We start from the raw sequence: 12020 nt of genomic DNA, 5'->3' as shown, positions 1-12020 counted from the left end.
AAGTGGCTTTTTGCCACTTTTTTTGTTTTTATGAATCAATACGAGATGTTTTTTTTAAAATATATTTTTATGTTAAATAGTAATTATTGTACAGGTAGGAATTCGTTGTGTTGTAATTTAAGTTACTGATATATAATTCGTTGTGTTTTATTATTTGATTTTTAAATTCATATTATATTTAAATACATGTTTAGTTTTTTGATAAAGATAAAGCTTATTGGTTTTTTAATAATCAGTATTTTTTAATATTTTATGATATTTATTCAAATATTATTTACTTTTACCGCCTTAACTATTATTATTACTATTTATGAAAAAAATTCTACTGATGTGTATGATGGCTCTTGGTATGGGAGCCTCGGCACAGATTCTCGTTGACGAGGGATTTGAGGGATCATCAATACCCACCGGGTGGACCTCTTCGGCATTGCCGGCTACTGCTTCACAAACCTTATCGATAGGGATGTGGTCTGGTGGTTCTGCTTGCGCAGGTGTAAATATGGCGTATAGGAACCTTTATAACAATATTACATCCTATAACCTTGTTTATTCTTCTCTCAATTCAAATGGTCTGGCACTTGATTATTCATTCAAGTATGCTGCTAAAGGATTTTCTACCACTGGGGCTATCAAGGGGAACTTTACAGCAGAGTATTCTCTTGATGCCGGAGCCAACTGGACTACATTGGTTGCTCCTGTCAATCTTGACAGCCCCAATGCAACTCCAATTCCGTGTACTACTGTTTCAGGAACAATTCCAGCAGGGATAATTCCAGCGGGGGCGGATTTTAAATTCAGAATTACAGCCAACTATGTTTCTCCATCAGATTTCTATATAGGATTTGATGACATCAAAATGAGTCAGCCTATCACTACGACTCCTGGATGTACCACGCTAATGGCACCTGCGGCAGCAGAAACAGGAGTGTCCAGAACTCCTACACTGAAATGGAACAGTGCAGCGGGAGCTACCGGATATTTAATTAATGTAGGAACTACTTCTGGTGGAACTGATATATTGAATAATGTAAATGTAGGAAATGCTCTTAGTTATACTATTCCTGCTGCAAATGCGCTGAACTATTCAACACCATATTATGTAAAGGTAATTCCTACCAACAATCTTGGGAATAATACCGGATGTTCAGAAAGCTCTTTCTTGACTTTGAATATTGGTTGTCCTACCGTTTCTTCGCCTTCTTCAGCAGCAACAGGTGTATCAGCACTTCCTGCTATTAGCTGGTCGTCAGTATCAGGAGCTACGGGCTATAAGATTTCAATAGGAAGTACAGCTGGTGGTACAGATGTTATGAATAATGTAGATGTAGGAAATGTTACTACTTATACACTTACAACTCTATTGCTATTTAATACAAAATATTATTATACAGTTAATAGCTATAGCCCTACCTCTGTGAGTTCAGGTTGTACAGAAAGAACCTTTACAACAGCTACTTTATGCCCTATTGTTTCAGCACCTAGCTCAGCAGCAAGTGGTGTATCGGTACTTCCTACTATTACTTGGAGTGCAATCTCCGGAGTTACAGGATATAGAATTACCATGGGAACTACCGCTGGAGGAAATAATATCATGGATAATGTGGATGTAGGAAATGTAGTAACCTATACTCTTGCTACACCTTTGTCTTTTAATACTAAGTATTATTATAAAGTGATTGCTTACTCAGGAAGTACAGAGGGAACAGCTTGTACAGAGAGAAACTTTACAACAAATACATTGTGTCCTTCTGTTTCTGTACCTAGTGCTTCTGCAACTGGAGTACCTGTACTTCCAACTATTACATGGGGTGCAATACCTGGAGTTACGGGATATAGAATTAATATGTCAACTACGCTTGGAGGAAATGATATTATGGATAATGTGGATGTAGGAAATGTATCTACTTATACTCTTACTACACCTTTAGCGTTCAATACGAAGTATTATTATAGAGTTGTTGCTTATTCAGGAAGCACAATGGGGCCAGCTTGTTCAGATAGAAACTTTACAACTGCTACTTTATGTCCTTCTGTTTCAGCACCAGGTTCTTCAGCAACCGGAGTTTCTGTGCTTCCAACTATTACATGGGATGCAATAATCGGAGTTACAGGATATAGAATTACGATGGGAACTACCGCAGGTGGAAGCGATATCATGAATAATGTAGATGTAGGAAATGCAACTACTTATACTCATACCACACCTTTAGCATTCAATACGAAATATTATTATAAAGTAATCGCATATTCAGGAAGCACGGTAGGAACAGCTTGTACAGAGAAAAACTTTACAACATCCACTTTATGTCCTACTGTTTCAGCGCCAAGTTCTTCTGCAACCGGAGTTTCAATACTACCAACCATTACATGGGGAGCGATCACAGGTGTTACAGGATATAGAATTACCATGGGAACTACCGCAGGCGGAAGTGATATCTTGAATAACGTAGATGTAGGAACTGCAGCTACCTATACTCTTACTACACCTTTAGCATTCGGTACGAAATATTATTATAAAGTGATTGCATATTCAGGAAGTACAGTAGGAACTGCTTGTACAGAGAGAAACTTTACGACATCCACTTTATGTCCTTCAATTTCTTCACCTAGCTCAGGTACAACAGGTGTATCTCTGCTTCCTACCATTACTTGGGGAGCAATCACGGGAGTTACAGGATATAAAATTACGATGGGAACTACCTCTGGAGGAACTGATATTTTAAATAATGTAGATATAGGGAATGTTACTTCGTATACTGTTGCTACGTCTTTAGCATTTACAACTAAATATTATTATACAGTAATAGGATATACCGGAACGCTTACGGGCACTGCTTGTACCATAAATAACTTTACGACTCAGGGAGCATGTCCGGTTGTGACATATCCTGCAGACGCTGCAACGCTTCAACCAATAAATCCTATCATAAAATGGAATGCAATGCCGGCAGCAGCTTATTATACCTTAACTATTGGTACAACAGCAGGTGGGTCTGATATTATGAATAATGTAAATATTGGAAACGTTTCTTCATATACCGTTACGGCTCCATTAACATTAGGAACTAAATATTATTATAAAGTAAATACGGATACCTCAACAGCTTGTGCTGAAAGAACATTCACCGTAAATGCGAATCCTGCGCCAGCAAATGATAACTGTTCAGGAGCATTGCTTGCAACATCTTTCCCATATGCGTATTCACAGACTAATGGAGTAGGTGCTACGAATGGAACTGGGTTTATTACAACATGTTCAGGAGGTAATGATGGAATGTGGTTTAAATTTACTGGGAACGGAGGAGAGATCACTGTTTCTGCGAAGAGTACTACAAGCTGGGATCATAGAGTATCTGTATATAGTGGAAGTTGTGGAGCTTTTGTTTGTGTAGGTACAGTAGACGAAAAAGCAGCTGCAGTTGATAATGTTGAGACCCTTACTTTCAGTTCTGTTGCAGGAACTGTATATTATGTGAATGTAGGGTATTATTCCCCAACACTAGATAGTTCGGAGGGTAACTTTGATATCAATGTTACGAGCAGTCTATTGGCGACATCTGAAGTTGTAGTTGCTGAGAAAATGAAAGAGATTAAAGTCTATCCTAATCCTTTTACTGATGTTCTGAATATCTCTGATATTTCCAACGTTCAGTCTGTTTATATTATTGATCTTGCCGGAAGAGTGGTGAAAACCATAGAAAAACCTTCTTCAGTTCTTCAACTGGGAGACTTGAAACAAGGTATGTATTTAGTGACATTAAATATGAAAGACAGATCAAGACAAGTGATTAAAGTAATTAAGAAATAAACCGAATAATATAAGTATTTAAAGCAGTAACTAAATAGTTGCTGCTTTTTTTTAATATTTTTTTAAGGTTGTGTTTAAATTATTATTAATTTGGCAAATGTAATAACCCCTTAAAAAAATTAAATATGAAGAAAATCTTACTCTTGTGCTTGCTCACAGTAAGCATGATTCTTAGTGCTCAAATCACATTAGGTGAAGGTAGTACAACCATCGGAAATGCTCCGGTCAATACCTATTACGGGTATTCCTATACCCAACAAATTTTCACAAAGCAGGAAATTAATGCAAATGCTGCAGGAAATATTACAGGTCTTAAATTCTATCTGGACCCTGCTGGAACAATAGACAATTCATCAGATTGGGTTGTTTATCTAGGTCATACTACAAAAACTAATTTTACATCTGGAAGCAACTGGGTTCCTCTTGCACAGATGACTCAAGTTTTTGCTGGAACTGTTTCAAACTCAAACGGAGTGGTAGAGATTACTTTCGCTACACCATTTGCGTATAACAATATTCAGAACCTGGTGCTTGCCATAGATGAAAATATGTCTGATTATGATGATGATGAAGTATTTTCTGTATATAATGCAGTGCAGGATAGAGCTATTGCTTATTCAAGTGATTTTGAAGATCCGGATCCTTCCGATCCACCAGTTGGAACATCATTAGGATATAGATCAGTCATAAGCTTTATGGGTCTTACTCCAAGTGCAATACCTGCTTGTGCTGCTGTATCATATCCAGCAAACAATGCAACCTTGGTACCATTGTCTCCTACCATTACTTGGTTTGCGTCACAAGGGGCTACAAGTTATAAGGTTTCCATTGGAACTACTCCGGGAGGAACAGATATCGCGAATCAACAAGTGGTAACTACAACCAGCTTCACTCCGGCAGCTCCTCTTGCTATTAATACTACTTATTACCTTAAAGTGATTTCAGTTGGGACAGGTGGTGAATCTTCCGGTTGTACCGATGTGAAATTTAAAACAATACCTCCTCCTCCGGCCAATGATAACTGTACTGCTGCAGTAAATCTGACAGTAAACCCAGATCTGAACTGTGGAACTGTTACTGCAGGAACAACGGTTTCTGCAACAGATTCCGGATTGACTCCAGATCCTTGTTTTGGTACTCCTGATGATGATGTGTGGTATAAGTTTACAGCTACTGCATCAAATCATGTTATTTCACTTAAGAATGTAGTTTCAGCAGGAACAGTTTCAAGTACAGATACTTATTTCCAGGTTTTCAGTGGTGATTGTGCTACTTTAAACAGTATTTTATGTTCTGATCCGGAAACAGCAACTGCAACCGGACTTACTGCAGGGAGTACTTATTATATAAGAGTTTATAGCTATGGTAATGGAGGAAGTGCTCAAAATTTCAACATCTGTGTAGGAACATTGCCTCCGCCTCCAGCAAACGATGAGTGTTCTGCTGCTATTAATTTAACAGTAAATCCTGATATGAACTGTGGGACTGTTACCGCTGGTACAACACTTTCAGCAACAGATTCTAGTTTAGACCCAACCCCTTGTTTTGGTACTCCTGATGATGATGTGTGGTATAAATTTACTGCAACGGCAGCTTCTCATGTTATTTCACTTAGAAATATTGTTGGAGTAGGAACAGGAAGTACAAGTACAGATACTTATTTCCAAGTTTTCAGCGGAAGCTGTGGAGGTTTGACAAGCATTTTATGTTCAGATCCTGAATCAGCAATTGTTGCTGGTCTTAACACAGGTGAGACTTATTATGTAAGAGTTTATAGTTATGGAGGAACAGGAAGAGCTCAAAGTTTCAACATCTGTGTAGGAACATTACCTCCGCCACCAACAAACGATGATTGTGCGAGTGCTGTTACGCTGACAGTAAATCCAAATATGAACTGTGGAACAGTTACTTCTGGTCATACACTTGGTGCAACAGATTCTGGTCTGGTTCCTGCTCCTTGTTATGGTAATCCTGATGATGATGTATGGTTTAAATTTACAGCAACTGCAGCTAGCCATACTATTACATTAAGCGATGTTGTTTCTCTTGGTACAAGTCAAACTACAGATAGTTATTTCCAGGTTTTCAGCGGAAGTTGTGATGCCTTAGTAAGTGTTCTATGCTCAGATCCTCTATCAGGTGTTGCTTCTGGCCTTACTGCAGGAAGTACTTATTATGTAAGAGTTTACACTTATGGTGGAACAGAAACGGCAATTGGCTTTAAGATATGTGTAGGAACGTTGCCTCCTCCTCCGGTAAATGATGCTTGTGCTGGTGCGTTGATGGCATCTGTATTCCCTTATAGCTATACTCAGGCTGATGCAGCTGGAGCTACTAATAACGGTGGATTCATTACTACTTGTTCAAATAATCCAATGAATGATGGTACTTGGTTTACTTTCACAGGAGATGGTACAGCTCACGAAATTGCGGTGTCAATGCCTGCAGGAAGTAGCTTCGATCCTCAAATTGGAGTTTTCAGCGGAAGCTGTGATAATTTAACTTGTGTAGCTACTGCTGATAACGGTGGTGGAGGTACTACCGAAACAGTATCAGTGGCAACGGTTGCAGGAACTGTGTACCATGTGAATGTAGGACATTATTCTGATGATGAAGATAAACTGGAAGAAACCTTTACGATTACTATTAATAAAGAAAATCTTGGAACTTCAGAAACATCTAAAGCTAAGAATGATATTAAGGTATATCCAAACCCATTTGCAGAAGTATTGAATATTTCAAAAGCAGATCTTGTAAAATCTATTTCTGTTCTGGAAGTTTCCGGCAGATTGGTAAAAACTATTGAAAATCCTTCTTCTGTTCTTCATTTAGGAGACTTAAAGCAAGGAATGTATTTAGTAGTTCTGAATATGAAAGATGGAACTAAGCAGACGGTTAAAGCAATTAAGAAATAATTGAGAAATTATTGAAATAGAGAGACGGGTCATTTGATCCGTCTTTTTTATGGAAAAGATTTCAAGAAGAGTAAGAGTTCAATTAGCTGATAAGGTTCTTAAAACTAAAAAAAGAAGAGTGGAAATTTCCACTCTTCTTTTTATTGATAAACAGATCACGATCTGTAATTTATTTATTATTACTCACTACTTATTAGGTACTGGCTGTATATCCCCAGTGTTCATAAGATCAAAAACAGTTGGGAAGAACATCACAAGAATAAAATAAATGATAATCATCAGCGCAATAAGTGCGAAAAGAATAATCACTAAACTATTGGGTTTATTTTTCTTTTTTGGTTCCATGATTTTGTGGTATTTGGTGAATAAATTAAACTAATACCTAATATCAAGCTAATTTCTTGCCACACTGCTTACAATATCTTGCATCATCATCAATATCTTCATTACCACAACGGTCACAGATCATTTCCAGGTTCTGTCTTTTGTTTCGCATTTCTGCCGTTACAATTCCAGTAGGAACAGCAATAATAGAATAACCCGCAAGCATCAGAATAACAGCGAAAAATTTCCCCATTGGAGTAATGGGAGACACATCACCATATCCTACGGTAGTTACCGTTACTACAGCCCAGTAAATCGACTGTGGGATAGTTTCAAAACCCTGACGGCCACCTTCTACCATAAACATCAGCGAGCCTACAATAACCGAGAATATGATCAGAAACAAAAGAAATATATAAATTTTTCTTGAACTGTTCTTCAATGCTCTTACAATCAGATAACCATCATTCATAAAGTCCAATAAGTTGAAGATCCTGAATATTCTCAGCATTCTCAGCATTCTGAAGATCAGGAAATACTTCGTAATCGGAAAGAAAAAGCTAAGGAAGAAAGGAACCAGAGCAAGAAAATCAATAATTCCGAAGAAACTGAAGATATAGTTGCGTTTATTTTTTATCACGGCAATCCGCATGGAATACTCAGCAGTGAAAAAAATAGAAATAATCCATTCAAGAATCACAAAGGTATAATGAAATCTTTTATCAAGCTGAGGTACACTTTCCATCATAATAATGGCAGTACTTGCAAGGATTAAGGATAGTAATATGATATCGAAGAGTTTTCCGAGCCTGGTATCGGAGCGATAAATTATTCGGTAAAGGAATCTTTTCCAAAGTTTGTCTTCAGGAACAAGATTATGCTCTCTTTCCATTTTTAATGTTTTTTAAAATTAACAAATTATCGTTATTTTCGTAGCAAACATACAGAATAAAATGACAATAAGAAAAGTAATTGCAGAAATAGATAAGCTGATTCCCATACAGCAAGCAGAGGATTTTGATAACGTAGGATTACTGTGTGGTGTTCCGGATCGTAACGTTTCCGGAATTCTGGTTTGTCATGATGCATTGGAAAATGTTGTAGAAGAAGCAATTGAGAAAAACTGTAATCTGATTGTATGCTTTCATCCCATTATATTTTCAGGGTTAAAGTCCCTGACAGGAAAAAACTATGTAGAAAGAGCGGTTTTAAAGGCTATTGAAAATAAAATTGCCATTTACGCCATTCATACAGCTTTTGATAATGATTTCTTTGGAGTCAATTATGGAATATGCAGTGAACTGGGATTGAAGAATATGAAAATCCTTCAGCCAAAAGAAAAGAACTTAAAACAGCTTACCGTTTTCGTTCCAAAGGAGCATTCTGATAAAGTACGAGAAGCTATGTTTGCTGCAGGAGCAGGTAATATAGGGTTTTATGATGAATGTAGCTTTACAATCAATGGAAACGGAACATTTAGACCAATAGAGGGTTCAAATCCTTTTTCCGGGCAGCAAAATATCCGCGAAAATGCTGATGAAGATATGATTTCCGTAATTTTTGAAACCTATAAAGAAGGCCAGATCATCGGAGCAATGAAAAATGCTCATCCGTATGAGGAAGTTGCCCATCAGATATATAGCCTGGATAATAAAAATCATCATACCGGACTGGGGATGTATGGTGACCTGGAAGAAGAGATGGACGAAAAGGATTTCTTAAAATTTGTAAAAGAAAAATTCAGTCTTGAAGTGATAAAACATTCTTCTTTCAACAACAAAAAAATTAAAAGAGTAGGGGTTCTGGGAGGGTCCGGAGCCAGCGGAATCCGATCTGCAGTTTCCAAGAAATGTGATGCTTACCTTACCGGAGATATCAAATACCACGACTATTTCTTGGCAGAGTCCAAAATGATGATTTGTGATATAGGACATTATGAATCAGAACAATTTGTAACTCAACAATTATTTGAAATTTTGTCACAAAAATTTAGTACATTTGCAATTTCAAAATCTATTGAAAAAACAAACCCAGTAAATTATTTCATTTAAATATGGCAAAAACCAACGATATTTCAGTTGAAGAAAAATTAAGAGCTTTATACGATTTACAGATCATTGATTCAAGATTGGATGAAATCCGAAATACTAGAGGAGAATTGCCAATTGAAGTTGAAGATCTTGAAATCGAGATTGAAGGTCTTGAAAAGAGAGCTGAAAAATTTCATGCAGACATTAAAGATCAGGACGATCAGATCAAAACAAAGCATGAAGTTATTAACCATGCAAAAACTTTAATTGAGAAGTATAAATCTCAACAGGATAATGTAAGAAACAATAAAGAGTTTGAAGCATTAGGGAAAGAAATTGAATTCCAGGATCTGGAAATTCAACTTGCTGAAAAAAGAATTAAGGAATTCGGAGTTAAAATTGCTCACAAAAACGAAACTTTAAGTGAACTAACTTCAAAGATCGACGATTTAAAAAATCACTTGAAATTCAAGAAAGAAGAATTAGATGGTTTGATCTCTGAAACTCAGAAAGAAGAAGAATACTTAATAGAGCAATCTAAAGAATTCGCTGGTAAAATTGACGAAAGATTATTAGCTTCTTACAACAGAATCAGAACAAGCTCTATCAACGGTCTTGCTGTAGTAGGATTAGAAAGAGGAGCTCCAAAAGGGTCATTCTTTACTATTCCACCACAAAAGCAGATGGAAATCGCTCAGAGAAAGAAAATCATTATTGATGAGCATTCTGGAAAAATCCTTGTTGACGACGAGTTGGTAATGGAAGAAAACGACAAAATGAAATCAGTAATTAAATTCTAATTATTCGATTTTAAATAATATAAAAGCTGTTTCAGAAATGAAGCAGCTTTTTTTATTTTAATAATTAAAGTCTTTTGAAAAACTGTATTGACAGCAGGTCTGCGACAATCAATAAATTCAGTAGCAATGGACTTTAGTTAAAACATAATAAAACCCAAGTCAAATCTCATAAAAAAACCGCTTCATAACGAAGCGGTTTTTTTATGTTATTCCTGATGATCATACATTTTATTATACAGAGCAATAAACTTCTCTTTAACGGCTTTTCTTTTCAGTTTTAGCGTTGGTGTCAGAAGTCCTGCTTCAATGCTCCAGATTTCAGGAGTCAATTCAATTTTTTTGATTTTCTCCCAGTTTCCAAGATGCTCATTAATTCCCTCCATTTCCTTTTCAATTCTTTGCTTCAGCTCAGTGCTTTTAGCAATTTCTTCCGGAGTGGAGCCTATGTTGAGATTATTTCTCATGGCCCAGTTCTTTGCAAATTCAAAGTCAGGTTGTACCAATGCACATGGCATTTTTTCACCATCACCAACAACCATGATCTGCTCAATGAATTTTGAAGCTTTAGCAAGGTTCTCTATGGTTTGGGGAGCAATATATTTACCACCGGATGTTTTGAACATTTCCTTTTTACGGTCTGTGATCTGTAAAAACCCTTCATTGTCGATATGACCAATATCTCCTGTCTTGAAAAATCCATCTTCAGTAAAAGCTTCTCTGGTCATCTCATCGTTTTGGAAATAGCCCTTAAACACAGATGGTCCTTTTACAGTAATCTCACCATCTTCCTGAATTTTTACCTTTAGATTATCCAATGGTGCTCCTACGGTTCCTACTTTCATCTTGTCGAAACTGTTAACAGAAATTACCGGAGATGTTTCCGTTAAACCATATCCTTCCAAAATTGGAATCCCTGCATTTTGGAACATTAAGTTCAGTCTTGTAGACAATGCTGCAGATCCGGAAACCAAGGTAACAATTTCACCTCCTAAACCTTCTCTCCATTTAGAGAAAACCAGTTTATCAGCAATCATTTCCTGAATTCCTGATGGCTTGGAAATGACTTTCTTTTTGGAAATGAGATTTAAAGCCCAGAAAAAGATCTTGGACTTTAATCCACCTGCAGAAGATCCTGTATTATATATTTTATCATATACCTTTTCTACCAATCTTGGTACTACAGTCATATAGTGAGGTTTTACTTCTTTTACATTTTCGCCCATTTTTTCAATGCTCTCGGCGAAGTAAAGAGAAAAACCATTGTATTGATACAGATAAAAAAGCATTCTTTCAAAAATGTGACAAATAGGAAGAAAGCTCAATGCTCTTGTTTCCTTATAGTCAAGGCTTTTTTTCTTAGGAATCCTTGGGATAGACCCTAATACATTGGATACAATATTATTATGGGTAAGCATTACTCCTTTAGGTCTTCCCGTAGTTCCGGAAGTATAGATGATCGTAGCGAGATCTTCAGTATTGATGGCATTAGAGAGATCCTCCACCTCAATTTGTGTGGATTCATCTTCACCCAAATCCATGATTTCTTTCCAATTGGCAGCTCCACTTATATTGTCGAAAGTAAAAATTCCCTGTAAACTTGGGATGTTATGTTTTACTTTCATTACCTTATTAAGAAGTTCTTTATCAGAAACAAAACAGTACTGTATTTCAGCATTGTTGAAGATAAATTCGTAATCCTCTGAGGAAATACTAGGGTAAACCGGTACTGAAACAACACCGATCTGTGAAAGTCCAAAGTCCATAATAGCCCATTCCGTACGGGAATTGGTGGTTATCAAAGCGATCTTATCACCAGGTTTTATACCTAGCTTCAATAATCCTCTGGATATCTTATTTCCCTCATTGATAAACTCCTGCGTAGAAGTTTTTTTCCATTCACCATGATACTTTGTAACAAACATATCCGTTTTAGGATATTTTTCTAAAGCATAGTGCGGAATATCGAATAATCTCTTGATCGTCATGATTTTTTAAATAATTTATAAAGAAATTTAAATATAAGCATTTTTTTTAATTGTAGACCTTTGATTCTAATAATTGAAATTTAGTTAAATGCTTACCATAATATTTTTTATCAAAAAGGGGGCCGTAAGCTTGATAGAGATGGTGTTGTTATTAAATT

At 36.5% G+C, this 12020-nt stretch carries 7 protein-coding genes; 4 read left to right on the top strand and 3 right to left on the bottom strand.

Annotated features, from left to right (window positions below; genetic code table 11):
• Positions 1–310 precede the first annotated feature (310 nt).
• Both C1638_RS08865 and C1638_RS08860 read left to right on the top strand, forming a co-directional pair.
• Positions 311–3808 (top strand): T9SS type A sorting domain-containing protein, encoded by a 3498-nt coding sequence (locus C1638_RS08865; protein WP_109620139.1) that lies wholly within the window; start codon positions 311–313, stop codon positions 3806–3808.
• 125 nt (positions 3809–3933) lie between these two features.
• Complete coding sequence (locus tag C1638_RS08860; protein WP_109620137.1) at positions 3934–6723, top strand: T9SS type A sorting domain-containing protein; 2790 nt, start codon at positions 3934–3936, stop codon at positions 6721–6723.
• Between the two features lie 186 nt (positions 6724–6909).
• Here C1638_RS08860 and C1638_RS22300 read toward each other — a convergent pair whose 3' ends face one another.
• On the bottom strand, positions 6910–7068 hold the full coding sequence (locus tag C1638_RS22300; protein WP_164463094.1) for a hypothetical protein: 159 nt from the start codon (positions 7066–7068) through the stop codon (positions 6910–6912).
• A 43-nt stretch (positions 7069–7111) separates the two neighbouring features.
• On the bottom strand, positions 7112–7939 hold the full coding sequence (locus C1638_RS08855) for an ion transporter (RefSeq protein ID WP_109620135.1): 828 nt from the start codon (positions 7937–7939) through the stop codon (positions 7112–7114).
• A 61-nt stretch (positions 7940–8000) separates the two neighbouring features.
• Between C1638_RS08855 and C1638_RS08850 the strand changes: the two genes are divergently transcribed.
• The gene (locus C1638_RS08850) at positions 8001–9098 is read left to right on the top strand and encodes a Nif3-like dinuclear metal center hexameric protein (RefSeq protein ID WP_109620133.1); all 1098 of its coding nucleotides are present in this window, start codon (positions 8001–8003) and stop codon (positions 9096–9098) included.
• Between the two features lie 2 nt (positions 9099–9100).
• Positions 9101–9877 (top strand): zinc ribbon domain-containing protein, encoded by a 777-nt coding sequence (locus C1638_RS08845; protein WP_109620131.1) that lies wholly within the window; start codon positions 9101–9103, stop codon positions 9875–9877.
• A gap of 206 nt (positions 9878–10083) precedes the next feature.
• Here C1638_RS08845 and C1638_RS08840 read toward each other — a convergent pair whose 3' ends face one another.
• Positions 10084–11862, bottom strand: coding sequence for an AMP-dependent synthetase/ligase (locus C1638_RS08840; protein ID WP_109620129.1), 1779 nt, complete (start codon positions 11860–11862; stop codon positions 10084–10086).
• Between the last annotated feature and the right edge of the window lie 158 nt (positions 11863–12020).

Origin of the sequence: Chryseobacterium oncorhynchi (assembly GCF_002899895.1) — a bacterium.
In the GTDB taxonomy this organism is placed as follows: Bacteria; Bacteroidota; Bacteroidia; order Flavobacteriales; family Weeksellaceae; genus Chryseobacterium; species Chryseobacterium oncorhynchi.
This window is presented reverse-complemented; position numbering and strand designations above follow the sequence as displayed.